Origin of the sequence: Rhodococcus sp. WS3, from assembly GCF_003797085.1 — a bacterium.
Lineage (GTDB): Bacteria > Actinomycetota > Actinomycetes > Mycobacteriales > Mycobacteriaceae > Rhodococcus_F > Rhodococcus_F globerula.
This window is the reverse complement of record NZ_RKMA01000002.1, coordinates 1144640-1161107: the sequence shown is the minus strand read 5'-3', so window position 1 is coordinate 1161107 and position 16468 is coordinate 1144640. Positions and strand designations below refer to the sequence as shown.

General features: G+C 59.9%; 20 protein-coding genes. 13 read left to right on the top strand and 7 right to left on the bottom strand.

The window, feature by feature from the left end; all coding sequences use genetic code 11:
* Window positions 1–3 precede the first annotated feature (3 nt).
* The 5 genes from EEB13_RS19390 to EEB13_RS19370 all read left to right on the top strand — a co-directional run bounded on the left by EEB13_RS19390 (window position 4) and on the right by EEB13_RS19370 (window position 3243).
* Window positions 4–891: a hypothetical protein gene (locus EEB13_RS19390; protein ID WP_033236540.1), complete on the top strand. Its 888-nt coding sequence runs from the start codon at window positions 4–6 to the stop codon at window positions 889–891.
* A gap of 89 nt (window positions 892–980) precedes the next feature.
* Complete coding sequence (rplS, locus tag EEB13_RS19385; RefSeq protein ID WP_033236539.1) at window positions 981–1322, top strand: 50S ribosomal protein L19; 342 nt, start codon at window positions 981–983, stop codon at window positions 1320–1322.
* A 54-nt stretch (window positions 1323–1376) separates the two neighbouring features.
* Window positions 1377–2198, top strand: a complete 822-nt coding sequence (gene lepB / locus EEB13_RS19380; RefSeq protein ID WP_116103125.1) for a signal peptidase I — start codon at window positions 1377–1379, stop codon at window positions 2196–2198.
* Between the two features lie 12 nt (window positions 2199–2210).
* Window positions 2211–2900 carry a ribonuclease HII gene (locus EEB13_RS19375; protein ID WP_072782561.1) on the top strand — a complete coding sequence of 230 codons (690 nt, stop codon included), beginning with the start codon at window positions 2211–2213 and terminating at the stop codon, window positions 2898–2900.
* Window positions 2901–2937: 37 nt separating this feature from the next.
* Window positions 2938–3243, top strand: coding sequence for a DUF2469 domain-containing protein (locus tag EEB13_RS19370; RefSeq protein ID WP_003942715.1), 306 nt, complete (start codon window positions 2938–2940; stop codon window positions 3241–3243).
* Between the two features lie 78 nt (window positions 3244–3321).
* On the opposite strand, the gene EEB13_RS19365 is transcribed toward EEB13_RS19370, so the two are convergent.
* The 5 genes from EEB13_RS19365 to EEB13_RS31600 all read right to left on the bottom strand — a co-directional run bounded on the left by EEB13_RS19365 (window position 3322) and on the right by EEB13_RS31600 (window position 6768).
* The gene (locus EEB13_RS19365) at window positions 3322–4503 is read right to left on the bottom strand and encodes an RtcB family protein (RefSeq protein WP_092808522.1); all 1182 of its coding nucleotides are present in this window, start codon (window positions 4501–4503) and stop codon (window positions 3322–3324) included.
* A 97-nt stretch (window positions 4504–4600) separates the two neighbouring features.
* Window positions 4601–4819: a hypothetical protein gene (locus EEB13_RS19360; protein ID WP_033236535.1), complete on the bottom strand. Its 219-nt coding sequence runs from the start codon at window positions 4817–4819 to the stop codon at window positions 4601–4603.
* A gap of 82 nt (window positions 4820–4901) precedes the next feature.
* The gene (locus EEB13_RS19355; RefSeq protein ID WP_033236534.1) at window positions 4902–5318 is read right to left on the bottom strand and encodes a hypothetical protein; all 417 of its coding nucleotides are present in this window, start codon (window positions 5316–5318) and stop codon (window positions 4902–4904) included.
* A gap of 140 nt (window positions 5319–5458) precedes the next feature.
* Entirely contained in the window at window positions 5459–6193 is a 735-nt protein-coding gene (locus EEB13_RS19350; protein WP_045067928.1) for a hypothetical protein, read from the bottom strand.
* A 404-nt stretch (window positions 6194–6597) separates the two neighbouring features.
* The gene (locus tag EEB13_RS31600; RefSeq protein ID WP_187328587.1) at window positions 6598–6768 is read right to left on the bottom strand and encodes a hypothetical protein; all 171 of its coding nucleotides are present in this window, start codon (window positions 6766–6768) and stop codon (window positions 6598–6600) included.
* A gap of 261 nt (window positions 6769–7029) precedes the next feature.
* Here EEB13_RS31600 and EEB13_RS19345 point away from each other — a divergent pair, with 261 nt between their 5' ends.
* The 6 genes from EEB13_RS19345 to EEB13_RS19320 all read left to right on the top strand — a co-directional run bounded on the left by EEB13_RS19345 (window position 7030) and on the right by EEB13_RS19320 (window position 12355).
* On the top strand, window positions 7030–7287 hold the full coding sequence (locus EEB13_RS19345; RefSeq protein WP_141486072.1) for a hypothetical protein: 258 nt from the start codon (window positions 7030–7032) through the stop codon (window positions 7285–7287).
* Window positions 7288–7452: 165 nt separating this feature from the next.
* Window positions 7453–7809 (top strand): YraN family protein, encoded by a 357-nt coding sequence (locus tag EEB13_RS19340; protein WP_141486071.1) that lies wholly within the window; start codon window positions 7453–7455, stop codon window positions 7807–7809.
* Complete coding sequence (locus tag EEB13_RS19335; RefSeq protein WP_033236530.1) at window positions 7809–9317, top strand: YifB family Mg chelatase-like AAA ATPase; 1509 nt, start codon at window positions 7809–7811, stop codon at window positions 9315–9317. The genes EEB13_RS19340 and EEB13_RS19335 overlap by 1 nt, the downstream gene beginning before the upstream one ends.
* Window positions 9314–10441 (top strand): DNA-processing protein DprA, encoded by a 1128-nt coding sequence (gene dprA / locus EEB13_RS19330; RefSeq protein ID WP_033236529.1) that lies wholly within the window; start codon window positions 9314–9316, stop codon window positions 10439–10441. Before EEB13_RS19335 ends, dprA begins: the two co-directional genes overlap by 4 nt.
* A gap of 479 nt (window positions 10442–10920) precedes the next feature.
* Window positions 10921–11280 carry a histone-like nucleoid-structuring protein Lsr2 gene (locus EEB13_RS19325; protein WP_141486070.1) on the top strand — a complete coding sequence of 120 codons (360 nt, stop codon included), beginning with the start codon at window positions 10921–10923 and terminating at the stop codon, window positions 11278–11280.
* 304 nt (window positions 11281–11584) lie between these two features.
* Window positions 11585–12355 (top strand): siderophore-interacting protein, encoded by a 771-nt coding sequence (locus EEB13_RS19320; protein ID WP_033236527.1) that lies wholly within the window; start codon window positions 11585–11587, stop codon window positions 12353–12355.
* On the opposite strand, the gene EEB13_RS19315 is transcribed toward EEB13_RS19320, so the two are convergent.
* Complete coding sequence (locus tag EEB13_RS19315; protein WP_141486206.1) at window positions 12352–13524, bottom strand: multidrug effflux MFS transporter; 1173 nt, start codon at window positions 13522–13524, stop codon at window positions 12352–12354. The two genes, EEB13_RS19320 and EEB13_RS19315, sit on opposite strands and share 4 nt — an antisense overlap.
* A gap of 78 nt (window positions 13525–13602) precedes the next feature.
* Between EEB13_RS19315 and EEB13_RS19310 the strand changes: the two genes are divergently transcribed.
* Together EEB13_RS19310 and EEB13_RS19305 are read left to right on the top strand one after the other, a co-directional pair.
* A complete protein-coding gene (locus tag EEB13_RS19310; RefSeq protein WP_095885986.1) occupies window positions 13603–14535 on the top strand; it encodes a tyrosine recombinase XerC in 933 nt (310 codons plus the stop codon).
* A 125-nt stretch (window positions 14536–14660) separates the two neighbouring features.
* Window positions 14661–15779: a MinD/ParA family protein gene (locus tag EEB13_RS19305; protein WP_092808512.1), complete on the top strand. Its 1119-nt coding sequence runs from the start codon at window positions 14661–14663 to the stop codon at window positions 15777–15779.
* A gap of 28 nt (window positions 15780–15807) precedes the next feature.
* Here EEB13_RS19305 and EEB13_RS19300 read toward each other — a convergent pair whose 3' ends face one another.
* Window positions 15808–16317, bottom strand: a complete 510-nt coding sequence (locus EEB13_RS19300) for a M23 family metallopeptidase (protein ID WP_141486069.1) — start codon at window positions 16315–16317, stop codon at window positions 15808–15810.
* Between the last annotated feature and the right edge of the window lie 151 nt (window positions 16318–16468).

Genomic DNA, 16468 nt, shown 5'->3' with positions numbered 1-16468 from the left:
GTAATGGGCGAGTGGCTCGACCGCGAGATCGTCGCCCACGGCCGACTGCCGCTGTTGTTCTTTCTTCTCGGGTTTCTCGCTGCGTTCCTGTTCATTCGGCTCAGCGTGCGAATGATCCGCGCGCAGGTGAAGTGGTGGCCGGGCAACATCACTCCAGGTGGTCAGCACGTTCACCACGTGGTCTTCGGCGTTGTTGCCATGATCGCCTCGGGCGGCGCACTGATCGCGGTCTACGTGGACGGCTCCCAAACCACTGGCGCCGTCCTCGCCGCGATCTTCGGGATGGGCGCCGCGTTGGTGCTCGACGAGTTTGCGCTCATCTTCTATTTGAAGGACGTCTACTGGTCGGAGCAGGGCAGGACGTCGGTCGACGCGGTTTTTGTCGCCATCGCGGTGACAGGCCTCGTTCTGCTCGGCTTCCGTCCGCTAGAGCTGCTGGACTTGGCCGGCTTCCGCGAGGAAAGAAACCCCTGGATCAGATTGGCCTTCGTGTTTGTCGCTCTGATCAACTTCGGCCTGGCCGCGATCGTGATTCTCAAAGGCAAGATCTGGACGGGTCTCGTCGGATTGTTTGTCCTCCCACTGCTGATCATCGGAGCGATCAGACTCAGTAGGCCTGGTGCGCCGTGGGCGCGGTGGCGGTACACCCGCAAACCGAAAAGAATGAAACGGGCGCTCGAACGTGAACGAAAATGGCGACGCCCCGTTATCCGGGCCAAGATCTACGTCCAGGATCTGATCGCTGGGTCGCCGAGCGTCGAACATGCGATGGCTGCGGCGGAGGAGGAACTCGACCACACGATTCAACCGGCTCCGCCACCTCCGGTTTCGCCCTTACTGTCCGCGTCTGGCACAATGGACGGGTTGCCTGGACCAGGCAGCAGTACTTGATCTGGGCACGAACCAGTCGAGCGTCGTATCGGGCTTACCGAAGCGTCGCCGCTCGGTTCCTCTGCTCCTGCGAAATGCAAGGATGACACATGAACACTTTGGACTTCCTGGATAAGAAGTCGCTGCGCGACGACATTCCTGACTTCCGCCCCGGCGACACGCTCAACGTGAACGTCAAGGTTATCGAAGGCTCGAAGGAGCGCGTGCAGGTCTTCAAGGGCGTCGTTATTCGGCGTCAGGGTGGCGGCGTTCGCGAAACCTTCACCGTCCGCAAGGTTTCCTTCGGCGTCGGTGTCGAGCGTACGTTCCCGGTTCACAGCCCCACGCTGGCCTCCATCGAGGTTCTGACCCGCGGTGACGTTCGTCGCGCGAAGCTGTACTACCTGCGCGAGCTGCGCGGCAAGAAGGCAAAGATCAAGGAAAAGCGCTGATCTTTCTTATTGGCCCGGCACCGCGTACGCGCGGTGTCGGGCTAATCTGTTTCTGTGGCAGATTCTTCGAAGGAGCAGGCATTGTCGTCCGGACCCGAGAATCAGGATGGAACAGGTAATCCCGAGGAACAGAACACTCCTCGACCACAGACATCTCACCGCTCACCCAAGAAACAACGATCGTTCTTCCGGGAACTCCCGATACTGATCGGGGTGGCGCTGGTTCTCAGCATCGTTTTACAAGCATTCGTCTTTCGCGTTTTCCTCATTCCGTCCGAGTCGATGGAGCCGACCCTGCACGGCTGTGCAGGATGTACCGGTGACCGCATCGTGGTGGAAAAGATCGGATACCGCTTCGGCGATCCGCAGCCCGGCGACGTAGTCGTCTTCAAGGGCCCCGATTCATGGAACACCCACTACACCTCCACGCGGTCGGACAACGTCGTGATGCGCGGAATCCAGGAGGTCGGCTCGTGGGTCGGCCTGGTCCCGCCCGACGAGAACGACTTGGTCAAGCGCGTCATCGCCACCGGCGGACAAACCGTCGAGTGCTGTGACGAACAGGGTCGAGTCCTCGTGGACGGCAAACCGCTCGACGAGCCCTACGTCAAGATGGACTACCCGTTCACTCCCGGCGTCCAGGATTGCCAAACCGCTGTTCAATCCGGCCGATGCTTTGCTCCCGTCACCGTGCCCGAGGGACACGTGTGGGTGATGGGCGACAACCGGAGCAATTCCGCCGATTCGCGCGCCCATGTGCAGGACGAGCTCCAGGGGACGATCCCGCTCGACAACATCATCGGTCAGGCACGCTTCATCGTTCTCCCGCCTTCACGGATGGGTAGCATCAGTTCACCTGATCCCCAAAGCAATTGAGTGCAGAAGACCGTGAGTAGTTCGAGTACTTGGCCACCCCGAGTGGTCATTCGCAGATCAACAGGTTTGCGAACGATGGAGTCTGCGCTGTATCGAACGGGGATGGGTCCGGTTGCCGGTGTCGACGAAGCCGGACGCGGTGCGTGCGCCGGCCCACTGGTCATCGCGGCGTGTGTTCTGGCGCCGAAACCGCATGTGGCCCTTGCTCGTCTCGACGATTCGAAGAAGCTCACCGAACGTGCCCGCGAAGAACTTTTTCCTGAGATCAAGCGGTTGGCATTGTCCTGGAGTGTCATTTCTGTCGAAGCCGAGGAAATCGATCGAATCGGCATCCACGTCGCCAACATAGAAGGGATGCGACGCGCTGTTGCCGGCCTCGAGACGCCACCCGGATATGTGCTCACCGACGGGTTTCGAGTTCCCGGCCTGCCCGCGCCGTCGCTGCCAGTTATCGGTGGTGATGCCGCAGCCGCGTGCATTGCCGCCGCCAGCGTGCTCGCCAAAGTGACGCGCGATCACGTCATGGAAGAGATGGACGGCACCCATCCCGGATACGGCTTTGCGATCCACAAGGGATACAGCACACCCGTGCACATGGACGCGCTCGACGAGCTGGGCCCGTGCCCGGAGCACCGGATGACGTACGCCAATGTTGTTGCTGCGGGACTCCGGGTGGAGCAGCGCGCGGGGCATACGGGATGATGAAGGTTCAGACGAACTGGGAGGACTGGCTAAACCGATGAGTGCCGAGGATCTCGAGAAGTACGAAACCGAGATGGAGCTGTCGCTCTACCGCGAATACCGGGACATCGTCGGACAGTTCTCCTACGTCGTGGAGACCGAACGACGTTTCTATCTCGCCAACACGGTCGAGTTGCTGCCCCATAATTCGGATGGCGAGATCTACTTCGAACTGCGGATGTCCGACGCGTGGGTGTGGGACATGTACCGCCCCGCGCGATTCGTGAAATACGTGCGCGTCGTGACGTTCAAGGACGTCAACATCGAAGAGCTGGACAAGCCGGATCTGCGCCTGCCGGACTGAGCTTGGCTCACATGGACTTTTGCGCACAATGACGGCCTCGCCGATTTTCGGCGGGGCCGTCATTGTGCATTATTCGGGTCAATCGCCCTTCACATTGACGATCTGACGCAGCGTGTGACGGATTTCCACCAAGTCCTTGGCATCGTCCATCACGACGTCGATGTCCTTGTACGCTCCCGGAATTTCGTCGAGAAACGCCTTCGAACGCTTGTACTCGATGCCGACCATGGCCTTGTCGAGGTCGTCGATCGTGAACGTCCGCCTTGCCTTGTTCCTGGCGTAGACGCGACCGGCGCCGTGCGGGCTGGACTTGAACGATGGCACATTGCCCTTGCCGACCACAACGTAGCTTGCCGTTCCCATGGACCCTGGGATGAGTCCTGGCACGCCCACGTCGGCCTTGATCGCCCCCTTCCTGCTCAACCACACACCGCGACCCATGTGGAATTCCTTCTGGGTGAAGTTGTGGTGGCAGTTGATCCTCTCGAGTTCCTCCACGACAGCCGGAACGCCGTCGCCCATGAAGTACGCGAAGTCCTTCACTACCCGATCCATCATTTCCTCCCGGTTCAGCAGAGCAAAATGCTGCGCCCAGTTCAGATCAGTGATGTAGCAGTCGAATTCGGGTGTCTTCTCGACCAGGTAGGCAAGATCCCGGTCGGGGAGGTCGATGTGCCAACGGGCGCACAGTTCTTGCGCGACCTTGATGTGGTGCTGTGCGATCTTGTTGCCGACACCGCGGCTACCCGAGTGCAGGAACAGCCACACGTTGTCATTTTCGTCGAGGGTGACCTCGATGAAGTGATTGCCCGACCCCAGCGTTCCCAGCTGGAAACGCCAGTTGTTCTTGAACTTGTCGTAGAAGGGCAGTCGATCACCGGCCATCGACTCGAGCTCTGCGATACGGGTTTGCGCCGTTGCGGTCAGTGTTTTGTTGTAGACACCGGCAGACAGGGGGACCGAGCGTTCGATACTGTGGCGAAGCGCGCTCAGATCGCGACCGGTCAGATCCTGAGCGTTGTACTGGGTTTTGACTGCGATCATTCCGCAGCCGATATCCACGCCGACGGCGGCAGGCATGATCGCGCCTTCGGTCGGGATGACCGAACCCACCGTCGCACCCGCACCGAGGTGCGCATCAGGCATCAATGCCAGATGTGGACGGACAAAAGGCATCTGGGACGTGCGCAACGCTTGCTCGCGAGTTTTCTCGTCGAGTATCGATGCCCAGTTCCACAGCCTTTCGGTGATCTTCTCCATCAGTTTTCTCCCACATAGTGCACGTCGAGGGCCTGCTGGTCCTTGTGGTGTGCGGGATCAACCATGCGCGTCGAGAGGTGGTGTGTGCAAACTATTTTCAGGTCCGAAGGCCGTCGGCAAGCTCGTAGATGCGGCCGACGTACTTCTCCTGGAAGGCTTTTCGGGCCGCTGCAGCTTGATGTTCTGCCCCCGCGTGCGTGTAGACGTACTCGAGATGGACCAAGCTTTCGCCGATGTCGACGCGGCGCTGATCGAGCACCGCCAGCTCCTCGACCAGCCGCGCCAACTCGCAGGTTGCGTCCGTTGTTTCGTCCATGGCGGTCCTCGATGTGCTCGTCGATACGTCCTGGTCCCAGGCTAGCACTCTTCGAACAGATATTCGAAGGTGAGTTTTGTCGTCAGCTGCCGGGGATGAAGCCCGGGTATACGAAGTGGCCCGGTCCACCGCCGGGGAGACCGGATCCGGACACGTTGGGCACATTGGCTTGGAGGCGAATCAATTTGTGCGGATTACCGTACTGATCGGCCTGCCAGCATCCGGTCAGAACTCCGTGAAATGCCGTGCACACAATGCGTGTGCTGGTGCCGAACGGTGACGTGAGCCGGTCTTGATTAACAAATGGATTCCAGTAATTCGGATTCTCTGGAGTGAGGAAATTCGAGTTGTCGAACGGTACCGATGGGCTCGGGTACGGAGGAATCGGCGGCCACTCGTCCTGGGCCTGCGCGATCGCCGTGCTGCCGAGGGTAACTGCTGCAACTGAAGCTGCGACGACGGCAGCTTGGGCGAAATGGCGCATTCGCGGTTTTGTCATCTGTCGAGAATAGGGGCGACGCCGCACATGACCGGGCGAATCCAGGCCACAGTTCAATGTCGAAATGGGCATCAACGTAGAAATGGGCAGAGCTACCAGCGTGCGCTGACGGCTCTGCCCATTTCCTTCCCCGAACTGAGTTAGCTCAAATTGCCGATCACATTGCCCAGGACTCCGCCGATGACGTTGGTCATCGACCCCTGCGGATCGGTGAGGGAGCCGAATACCTGGCCCGATCCGGTGTTCACTGAACCGAAGCCCATGTCTTCGAGGCTGCCGGCGCCGGCCTCGACAGGATTCGGCTGCCGGATTGTGACGCACACGCCCATCGGGTTGATGTTCCAGTCGCCGGCCGCGAGCACGATGTTGGTGCCTGCGCCGCTGTCGAGCTTACTGCCGACCGTGGCATTATCGGGAACCTTGTAGGTGGTTTCCAGAGCGATAACGCCGCCGCCGGCCGTCGTCCACCCGCCGCCCTTGGCAACTACGGAAGTACCGTTGACGACGGCTGTGCCTGTGACATCTTCCCACTGTTGGTTTCCGATAAGCCATTTGACGTTAAGGCGAGCCTTGACCAACTGAAATCCTGCCGGGTGGAAATCGCGGATCTCGTTGACGAGTGCTCCCGAGCCGGACACCTTGGTGATGTAGGTGACTGTCTGACCCGGTGCGACGGTGCCGTCGCCGACAACCTCCTTGCTGACGGTGTAGTCCGTCCAGAAGGAGCCGGGCCAGTTGTCGGTGACCGACTGGCTGAGCGCGCATGCGGGTGCGGCTTGTGCCACCGATGCTCCGAGTCCGACGGTGACTCCAGTGGCGAGGAGGACGAGGGAGGCAGTGGTCGCTACTGCGTGGCGTAGTGAGCGGCGTGACATGTAGAACTCCATTCAGCGATATGCAGCGGTCTTGTAGGTTCGAGCAAAAACTATAACCAGTTCTACTGGACCGACGTCCAGTTTTGGTGGGAATCGGAATATTGCCGGTATGCAACCGGACTTGTCGCTAATCGCCCACCTGCAAATGGGTAGTGCCGGGCCCTCAGAAGATTCGCAATCGTCGGGAATCGCTGCTCGGGGAAGGGGCGGTGTCGATACAGCCGCCCATCCTCTGGAGTCTGCTGTCCGATTGACTAGCACATGAGGCACTGTTGTTCGAGCGAATGAATTGTTCGCGGTTTCGAACTCCGGGAGTAGGCGGAGTGAGCGTGATTCCATGCAGCAGTTCTCGTCGATTTGGCGTTTCTGGTCGCGCTGAGAGTCGTGAAGCTGAGAGTCGTGAATCAGTCTGGGACTTCTTCGCTGGTGTAAAGCTGCGCTGTTCCAACTGCTTCGTGCGCGGGGTCGATGTCAACTTGGTAGGCCGCAACGATTCGACAGACTTCGTTGTTGTAGTCGACAAGTCCCTCGACACGGATCATGTTCGGTCCCCAATTGAGCTCGACTGCCTGCATTTTGACACTCAGTTCGCCGTGGTCAGTCGATAGCATGAGGCTCGTGATCTCTGGTGACGGCATCCGATAGGGCTTGTCCTCAATCGCGAGAATGAGTAGGTAACGAACCATGGGGATCAAACGAGTGCAGTGAGGGGCGACCTGTGCCAGATCAGCTGGCCACCGATTGCCATTCGACGATCGTCAGCGCTGTCAAATGTCGAACAAGCATCAGCCTCGATCGAGACGGACTTTCCAATTTCGGAAGCTATAGTTCGACCCGTGGCTACCTTTGTATCCAACCTTGGAATCACAGTTGCCGATTGTCGGCGAATCATCGCAGATCCGATCCTGGACGGTAGCTCATTTATGCTCGACATCGATGGTGGCATCCAGAGTTTGGTTATAAGTTCCTTGTTGAGATCACGGGACGAATTGACGGTTCAGTGTGAGGGTCGGTTCTGCTTTGTCACACTGCACCTGCCAGACGACGTCGATGCGGCAGCTCAGGCCACGATTCTCTACAAACGCCGTCCCTGAGGCTCGCTGACTACTCGGGTCCCGTTGTTCTGCCGAATTCCACAGGCCTCGAGTTATCAACAGGTGGGTTTTCTTTTGTTGGGGTGCGCGGTTAGTGGGGCACTGTGACGGGTGGGACGCGTTTTGCATGGGCGGGCGCGCGGGACCGGAACGGTGGGGGCTGTGATGGCGGGGAATATGGCGTTCGGGGCGCGCGGCGAGGATGTGGCTGCGGAGTTCCTGGTCGGTGCGGGTTTGGAGATTGTCGAACGGAATTGGCGGTGTCGGTACGGCGAGTTGGATGTTATTGCGACGGTTGATGATCGGATTGTTTTTGTCGAGGTGAAGACGCGTAGTGGGGTGGGGTACGGGTCGCCGGCGGAGGCTGTGACGTTTGCGAAGCGCCGCCGGATTCGGGTGTTGGCGTTGCAGTGGCTCGGTGATTCGGGTCGGTCGTGGTCGAAGGTGCGTTTTGATGTGGTGGCGGTGTTGATTCGCCGCGATCAAGATCCGGTGGTCGAGCATTTTGTGGATGCGTTCTGATGGCGTTGGGGCGGGCGCATTCGGTGGCGGTCAGTGGCGTCGACGGTCAGATCGTGGAGATCGAGGCGGATATCGGGCGTGGTTTGCCTGGTGTGCAGTTGGTGGGGTTGCCGGATACGGCGTTGCACGAGTCGCGGGATCGGATTCGGGCGGCGGTGACGAATTCGGGGGAGGAGTGGCCGGACAGCAAAGTAATTTTGGCGTTGTCTCCTGCGACGTTGCCAAAGGTGGGAAGTGTGTACGATCTTGCTCTTTCCTTGGCGGTGTTGGATGCGGCAAAGAAATTGCCGCGCAAGGAGTTACGCGAGACGATCTTTTTGGGTGAGTTGGCGTTGGATGGCCGGTTGCGGTCGGTGCGGGGTGTGTTGCCTGCGGTTCTGGCGGCGAAGCGTGCGGGTTGGGGGACGGTGGTGGTTCCGCGTCAGGCGATGGCTGAGGCGGGGTTGGTCAAGGGGATCGAGGTGCTCGGTGCCGGTGATCTGGCTTCGGTGCTCTCGTGGTTGCGGGGTGAGATTTTCCTGCCTGTTCCGGAGCCTTTCGAGCGGGCGGTGGAGGTGGGTGTGCGTGATCTCAGTGAGGTGGTGGGGCAGGCGGATGCACGCTGGGCTATCGAAGTGGCTGCGGCCGGTGCACATCATTTGATGTTGACGGGTCCGCCGGGAATCGGGAAGACGATGTTGGCTTCGCGGCTTCCGGGGATATTGCCGCCGCTGACGGAGTCGGAGGCTCTGGAGGTGACGGCGATTCATTCGGTGGCTGGCGTGTTGACGGCGGAGCATCCGTTGATCGACATGCCGCCGTTCATTGCGCCGCATCACAGTTCGTCGGTGAGTGCGTTGGTCGGTGGTGGTAGTGGCATGGCAAGGCCAGGCGCGGTGAGTAGGGCGCACCGCGGGGTGCTCTTCCTCGACGAGTGCGCGGAGATCGGCGTCAAAGTGCTCGAAGCCTTGCGAACACCGTTGGAAGACGGCGAAGTTCGGATAGCTCGACGTGACGGAGTCGCTCGGTACCCGGCGCGTTTCCAGTTGATCTTGGCTGCGAATCCGTGTCCGTGTGCGCCGCCGCGTGACGCGGACTGCGTGTGTGCACCCGCGGCGAGGCGACGGTATCTGGGCAAACTGTCGGGACCGCTACTCGATCGAGTCGATATTCGGGTGCGGATGCAGGCAGTCGCAACGGGCGCGTTGATCGACGAAGTAGGCGAGAGCACCGAAAGCGTCCGAACCCGAGTATCCGCGGCGCGTGATGCCGCGGCGGAACGCTGGAGTGACTACGGATGGCGGACCAATGCCGAAGTTCCGGGCCCAGCGCTGCGACAGAAGTTCCGACTCTCACGCGACGCTCTGGCGCCCGTCGAGCGTGCGCTCCGCAAAGGCGTGATCACTGCGCGAGGTGCTGATCGGGCTTTGAGAGTTGCCTGGACAGTTTCGGACTTGGCGGGTGAATCAACGCCGGGCCCTGATCAGGTTGCAACGGCACTCGATTTCCGAGACAGGGGATTTCAGTGAGCACACATGATCCGCGACAACTCGCCTGGGCGTACTTGTCCGCGGTTGCACAAGGGCCGAGCGTTCACTTGGCCGCGTTGGTCGAGCACCTCGGCGTCGAGGAGACGGCACGGGCCGTGAAATCCAGGGATCTGCCGCCGTCGTTGGAGGAGAAGACCAGGGCTCGGGCGCATATCGACACTGCGCAACGCGATCTGGACCTGATGGCGGCGATGGGAGGAAGGTTGGTAACTCCGGATTCCCCGGAATGGCCGTCGTGGCGACTTCTCCCGTTCAATGATCTCGACGTGGCAGCAGGTGAAGTCCCACCATTTGTTCTGTGGGTCTTGGGTTCTCGTGATCTGACGGAACTGACGGAGAGATCTGTCGCGATTGTCGGAACGAGGGCGTCGACGGCGTACGGTGAGCACGTGACCGCTGAGATAGCCGGTGACTTGGCAGTGGACGGATGGACAGTGACGTCGGGCGCAGCTTTTGGTATTGACGGCGCAGCGCATCGAGCAGCAATGGGAGTAGGTGGCACCACGGTTGCTGTGTTGGCGTGCGGAGTGGACCGCGCCTACCCGTCCGGTCATGCTCGATTACTGCGCCAGATCGTGAGTTCCGGAGCGGTGGTGAGCGAATACCCGCCGGGGACTACTCCGGCCAAGTTCAGATTCCTTGCCCGGAATCGACTGGTCGCTGCGCTGTCCGACGGGGTGGTCGTGGTTGAAGCGGGATGGCGAAGTGGTGCGAGGAACACGGCTAATTGGGCGCGGAAATTAGGTCGCCCGGTAATGGCAGTGCCCGGACCGGTGACATCATCGTCGTCTGCCGGCTGTCACAGAATGATTCGTGAGGGAGAGGCATATCTTGTTGCGAACGCGGTCGACGTCGTAGAAGTTTCCGGACCGTTCGGTGTTCTGAATTCAGAGCAGGACGCTGCTGCGGTTCGCGACATCGACTCGTTGACCGGTAATTCTCGACTCGTGTACGAGGCATTACCAGGAAGCGGTTCACGAAGCACAAATGAGTTGTCCGAGGCATCTGGGCTGCTGATTTCCCAGGTTCGTGCAACACTTCCACTGCTCGAGTTGGAGGGTTTTATCGACTCTGACGGAAGCGGGTGGTTTCGTACGAAATAGGCGTTGTGCAGTGGGTCTATTTTTGGCGTGATGGTGTGATCGGTCATTTGCCAGATCGTTGGCACAATTTTGTGTAGCGTGTCGGTTGGTTCTTCGAAAGACTGTTTATCGGCACGTCAGAGCGGTGCGGTGGGGCGCTGCACCGAATGAGAGGGGCGGCAGTTCAGGTCGGACTGTGCGGTAGGTTACGAATGCCGCTCGCGTGTCTCAGGAATGTCTCAGGTTGATGTGCTGATTTGCCGATTAGTCAGTATCGTCCAGAAAGGTGCGGGTTTCCATGTCGCGCCCGGTGGTCGAAATAGATTGCGCGCCAATGCTGTAGCGCTGGATCGAGGTAACTCGATGTCGCTAACTTATCGTTAATGCAAACCGCCGAGTCTGTTCGGTTTGTTTTTTGGTTCTGTGGGCATCTTTGTTATTGCTATGGAATTCTGTGTATTGTGAAGCGAAAGCAAATCGATCATTGAAAGAGGAGTGCAATGGCTGAGAAGCTGATTCGGCAACTCATTGACGACCTTGATGGTAAGCCGATCGACGATGGTTTCGGTGATCGAATTGAGTTCTCGTACCAGGGAACCGATTATGTGATCGACCTCCGGGCAACCAATGCGGAGAAGTTCGACGCAGCAGTCAAGCCGTTCGTTGATGCTGCAGCCAAGGTGTCTGCACGTCGCGGCAAGAAGGCGCAGCTCCCATCTGCGCAGGCTACATCGGGTTCTGGGCGTTCCAAGGAGACCCTGCAGGCTATTCGTGACTGGGCAGCAAAGAACGGTTACGAGGTCGCACCGCGCGGTCGTATCAAGGCAGAGATTATCGACGCATTCGATGCTGCTCACTAGAGCACATTGACCTTCGCTGGCACTTCACGGATTCCGTGGAGTGCCAGAGTTGTTTTTACTCTTTCTTTGCTGGCAGTGCCTCCGAATGAGCGAGTTGATCGCTGAAGTGAGGAATTGTCCTTTCTTTGGCAATGATTCTTCATTCGGGTTGGTCGGTTTTCAGTCGATTAATTAGGTCATCGGAATCGGTATGTATCGCTGAGTGACGCTCACTGGCGTGGGTTGTCTTGGAATCAGCTTTCGCCCGCCACGCTCGCCATCCTGTACTCTACTTAGGTAACACTAACTTTGGAAGGATGTGGCTGTGGCCAAGCCGACGACAACCCTGACAGTTTTGCGAACTCAGAAACTGACTCCACACATGGTCCGCGTGTTCCTGGGAGGTCCGGGATTCGACAACTTCGCACCTAGTGAGTTCAGTGATTCGTATGTGAAGATCGAATTCGAGACACCGGAAGGTCAGGCTCTTCGGACCTATACCATCCGAAGTTACGACAGTAGTGCTCGCGAGATCGCGATTGATTTTGTTGTTCACGGGGACATCGGGATCGCTGGACCGTGGGCCGCATCAGTGGAAGCGGGCGCCAAGATAACAATCCGTGGGCCCGGCGGTGCCTTCGCGCCGGCAGAATCAGCCGATTGGCACCTCTATGCAGGCGATGAAACCGCCATTCCGGCAATATCAGCTTCCGTCGAGAGACTTTCGGGCGACGCGATCGGGTATGTGGTCGTCGAAGTTGGTAGTGCCGACGACGAGATTGCTATCAATGCACCGAATGGTGTTTCGGTGAAGTGGGTCCATCGAGGTGCGTCCTCGGACGCTGTTTCAGATGAATCCGCAGGCGACAATTCGCCGATTGTCACAGCAGTGAGAAACCTCGAATGGTTGCCGGGAAATCCGCAGGTATTCATTCACGGCGAAGCGCAGGCTGTCATGCATAATCTGCGCGCCTACGTCCGGAAGGAACGTGGAGTGCCGGCAGGTTCCGCGTCGATCTCGGGCTACTGGCGGCGTGGGCGCACGGAAGAGGGATTCCGGGTGTGGAAGTCGGAACTGGCAGCGGTTGAACGTTAGTTCGCAGCATCGGCCTTGCGGGCGAACAGCGCCAACGAGAGGGCTGCGAGTAACCCGAATGTCGGTATTGCGATGGCCATCGGTACGGCGGTATCCGGGCCCGCGATACCGACTAGTGGTGACACAGCTGCAGCCAATCCGAACTGACCCGCGCCCATCAATGCGGAGCCGGTTCCGGCTGCAGCAGTGACCTCGCCTTGTGCGAGCGCTGTCGCGTTGCCCATGATAAATCCGATGCTGGATACCGAAACGAACAGCGGAATGAGTAACGCGGCCGGGCTGGTTGAGCTGAAAAGCGCTGCAGTACAAAATAATACAGCTCCTGAGATTGTCAGCAGAGCAACTCCGAAGTTCAAGAGGGTGCGTGCGCTCAGGCGGCCGAGCAACCTCGCTGTGATTGTCGCCGCCACAACCATTCCCACTGCGTTGACCGCAAACACCATCGAAAACTGTGAAGGGGTCAATCCCAGGACGTTCTGCACGACAAACGGTGAAGCGGCGATGTAGGAGAACAGGGCGCCGAACCCGAATATGAAGGCCAGCGCGTAGCCGAGATAACGACGGTTTCCGGTGACATAGCCTAGGTTGGCGACGAGCGCCTTCAACCCGCCGCCGTGTCGACGCTCTGGCGGCAATGTTTCCGGAACGAGTGTGAGCACGCCGGCAACCATGACTGCGCCTGCGGCTGTCAGCACCCAGAAGATGCCTCGCCAACCAACCGGACCGAGCAGTACTCCACCGAGCAGTGGGGCAACGACTGGAGCGACGCCGCCGATGATCATCATGATGCTGAACAGTTTTGCCGCTCCGTTGCCACGGGCGCGATCGGCGATGCACGCGCGTGCGAGCACGATCGCAGCCCCGCCACTGAGGCCCTGGATCAGACGTGCACCGATCAGGAATTCGATGTTGGGTGCTAGAGCGCATGCCGCGCTTGCCAGCGTGGTGATCGCCGCGGCGCCGAGCAGAAGGCGTCGACGCCCTATTCCGTCGGAGATCGGTCCGATGATCAGCTGGCCGATTCCCAGTCCGGCCATGAATGTTGTCAGCGTCAATTGGACACTGGCGGCGGATGTATCGAGTGACTCGGCCATGATGGGAAGTCCTGGCAGATACATGTCGGTCGACAGTGGCGCTATTGCTGAAATCAGGGCAAGGATGCATAGCATTTTCAAGGGAATTGCTCGGTTCACCGGCCAACCCTATCGGCGAGGGTGCTTGAAGTTTCACGCGAGGCAGGCAACCTTATGAAGATGAGTGACGAATTACCGCGAGCGCTGTCGATCCACCTCGACGCGTATGCGGAGCACCTGAGGCTGGGGCGTGGACGGTCGGAGCACACCATCCGTGCGTACGTCGGCGATGCACGCTCGCTGTTGGAACACCTTGCTGCGCAGTCGACTGGAACCGATCTGGATGCTCTGGACCTTCGGGTGCTTCGTTCCTGGTTGGCACAGCAGTCCGCTGCCGGGACCGCGCGGACAACGGTGGCACGCCGCGCGTCTTCGGCGCGCGGATTCACCGCGTGGCTTGCGCGGACCGCGCGCATCGAGGTTGATCCCGGGGTGCGACTCGCTGCGCCACCGGCTAGACGAACGTTGCCAGTCGTCTTGCGTCAGAATCAGGCGATCGAGGCGATGGAAGCGGCGGAAAGTGGAGCGCAACAACATGATCCGATAGCTCTACGTGACCGGCTCATCGTGGAATTGTTGTACTCCACAGGAATTCGAGTCGGAGAACTGTGCGGCCTCGACATCGAATCGGTAGATGCGAACCGCCGATTGTTGCGAGTGCTCGGCAAGGGAAACAAAGAGCGTTCGGTGCCCTACGGCGTGCCGGCCGAATCGGCCATCGAACAATGGCTCGGGGTTGGCAGGCCACTGTTGGCATCGGAAAAATCGGGTAGTGCGCTGCTGCTGGGAAAGCGCGGCGGGCGGCTCGATCAACGCCAGGCGCGGTCGGTCGTGCACGAAACCGTCTCAGCTGTTCCGGGAGCGCCTGATCTATCGCCGCACGGTTTGCGGCATTCGGCAGCGACACATTTGCTGGAAGGTGGAGCTGACCTGCGTGTCGTACAAGAGCTGCTGGGACACGCGAGTCTGGCGACTACTCAGTTGTACACCCACGTCTCGGTGGAGCGTCTGCGCGCAGTCCACGATCAGGCGCATCCGCGAGCCTGAAAAGCTCGTCGAACGAGAGTTCCTCCGAGCCATTTGGTAGCGTCGAGACTCGGAAGGGCGGACCATCGGCACGGTTGGCACAATCGCGCTGCACCGCTCGTTGCTACGCAATATCCGGGGGAATTGTGAATCGCACAGATGTCGAACACCTGCCACAGACCGGGGAACCGGCGTGGATTGCCGAAGCAGTTCCGGTTGTAGCTGCGCCCGCCGCGCCGCCCGAAGCGCGAGTGTGGCCGCAGGATTCCTGGTCGGCCCCGCCCCCGGTTTCGAACCAGATGAGCCAACAGCAAGTTACCAATCAAGATTTGGTAGCTGAAGCATTACTGAAGCGGTCCCGGCGAACGCCTCGCGGCGGGTGGCGACGTGGTGTTCACCGCGCGACCGGCGGATACGTCAACCTGGGGGAGTCCACCTCGGACCAGCGTCAACGCGCGTTGGTCGAGCGAATTGAACAACCGATACGGAACGACTACCGGATTGCACTCCTTTCCCTCAAGGGCGGCGTCGGAAAGACGACAGTCACCGTGGGTCTTGGATCGACCTTTGCTTCTCTTCGCGGAGATTGTGTTGTTGCCGTCGACGCCAACCCGGATTTCGGAACGCTGGGACAGCGCGTGCCGCTCCAAACCCGTTCAACTGTGCGCGATCTGATTGCATCGAGACCGGATATCAAGAGCTACTCGGACGTGCGCGCCCACACCTCCCAGGCGCCCAGTCGGCTCGAAGTTCTCGCGAGTGAACAGGATCCTGCGATCTCCGAGGCGTTCAGTGAGGACGACTATCGCCAGGTCATCGACATCCTGCAGGTGTACTACAACATCATCCTCACCGATTGCGGCACCGGCATCATGCATTCGGCCATGTCCGGGGTGCTCGATCTGGCCAACTCGCTGGTCCTGGTCAGCTCGCCCGCAGTTGACGGTGCAAGAAGTGCTGCCGCCACTCTGGACTGGCTGCAACTACACGGATACGGGCATTTGGTGGAACGAACCGTAGTTGTCATCAGCGCCGCTCGGCCGGGTTCGAGCGTCATCGACATGGACGCGCTCACTGACTACTTCATGCGACGGTGCCGAGCGGTGACGGTTGTGCCATTCGACGAGCATCTCGCCGAGGGGTCGGTCATGGACCTGGAACTGCTCCGTCCGGCAACCAAGCGGGCCTTCATGGAGCTGGCCGCGATGGTGGCGGATGATTTTGCCGATGCGGCGGGCCGCCACGCTGTTGCCGAGTGGCGTTGAGCGTTCCCTAGCGTCCCAGCGGTTTGAGTCAGCGTCCCAGCGGTTTGAGTCGCAGCGGCCGGTCATGGATAAGGCCGAGCGGATCCAGGTAGGTGCGATCGCGTCGTAGCCCCCAATGGAGACAGGCGGCAACAGCGCAGCCTTCGTGCCCGGGCTCGAGAGTGCCGATCACCGTCCCGAGGCCCACGCGGTCGCCCGCCGATACCACTGCGGTGACAGGTTCGTATGTGGTGCGCAATCCGCCGATGTGGTCGATGGACATCACTGGTTTGCCGGCAACCTGTCCGGCGAACACCACAACCCCGGGTCCGGCGGCAACTACGGCCTGTCCGGTCGAACCGGCCAGGTCGACCCCGCGATGTCCGGGCAACCAGTTCTTTTCGGGGTTGTCGAAGGTCCTTTCCACTCGCGGCCTTGGCATGAGTGGCCAATCGAATCGGTCTGCGGCGTCGGCGAGAGTTGGCCCGGCGCCGATCGTCACGGCAGTAACTCCGCACAGCACCAGGATTGTCCGGCGGATGGAATTCACTAGGGGCATCACTTCAGCCTGCACTGCGCGTTCGCCGTGAAGGTGCAGATCAGGATGGTTTTCCACAGGTTCGGATTCCGTCCACAGGTTTGATTCGGCACTGGTGTTGTAGTGCTGGTTATGGCATTGCGAGGCAAGGACGTACACTTGTCGAGCGGTC

What these genes read in the sequence shown, in the direction of transcription:
- EEB13_RS19390 (WP_033236540.1), top strand. Translation starts at nt 4, where the DNA reads ATGGGCGAGTGGCTCGACCGCGAGATCGTCGCCCACGGCCGACTGCCG.
- rplS (WP_033236539.1), top strand. Translation starts at nt 981, where the DNA reads ATGAACACTTTGGACTTCCTGGATAAGAAGTCGCTGCGCGACGACATT.
- EEB13_RS19370 (WP_003942715.1), top strand. Translation starts at nt 2,938, where the DNA reads ATGAGTGCCGAGGATCTCGAGAAGTACGAAACCGAGATGGAGCTGTCG.
- EEB13_RS19365 (WP_092808522.1), bottom strand. Translation starts at nt 4,503, where the DNA reads ATGGAGAAGATCACCGAAAGGCTGTGGAACTGGGCATCGATACTCGAC.
- EEB13_RS19360 (WP_033236535.1), bottom strand. Translation starts at nt 4,819, where the DNA reads ATGGACGAAACAACGGACGCAACCTGCGAGTTGGCGCGGCTGGTCGAG.
- EEB13_RS19355 (WP_033236534.1), bottom strand. Translation starts at nt 5,318, where the DNA reads ATGACAAAACCGCGAATGCGCCATTTCGCCCAAGCTGCCGTCGTCGCA.
- EEB13_RS19350 (WP_045067928.1), bottom strand. Translation starts at nt 6,193, where the DNA reads ATGTCACGCCGCTCACTACGCCACGCAGTAGCGACCACTGCCTCCCTC.
- EEB13_RS31600 (WP_187328587.1), bottom strand. Translation starts at nt 6,768, where the DNA reads ATGCAGGCAGTCGAGCTCAATTGGGGACCGAACATGATCCGTGTCGAG.
- EEB13_RS19340 (WP_141486071.1), top strand. Translation starts at nt 7,453, where the DNA reads ATGGCGGGGAATATGGCGTTCGGGGCGCGCGGCGAGGATGTGGCTGCG.
- EEB13_RS19335 (WP_033236530.1), top strand. Translation starts at nt 7,809, where the DNA reads ATGGCGTTGGGGCGGGCGCATTCGGTGGCGGTCAGTGGCGTCGACGGT.
- EEB13_RS19325 (WP_141486070.1), top strand. Translation starts at nt 10,921, where the DNA reads ATGGCTGAGAAGCTGATTCGGCAACTCATTGACGACCTTGATGGTAAG.
- EEB13_RS19315 (WP_141486206.1), bottom strand. Translation starts at nt 13,524, where the DNA reads ATGCTATGCATCCTTGCCCTGATTTCAGCAATAGCGCCACTGTCGACC.
- EEB13_RS19310 (WP_095885986.1), top strand. Translation starts at nt 13,603, where the DNA reads ATGAAGATGAGTGACGAATTACCGCGAGCGCTGTCGATCCACCTCGAC.
- EEB13_RS19300 (WP_141486069.1), bottom strand. Translation starts at nt 16,317, where the DNA reads ATGCCCCTAGTGAATTCCATCCGCCGGACAATCCTGGTGCTGTGCGGA.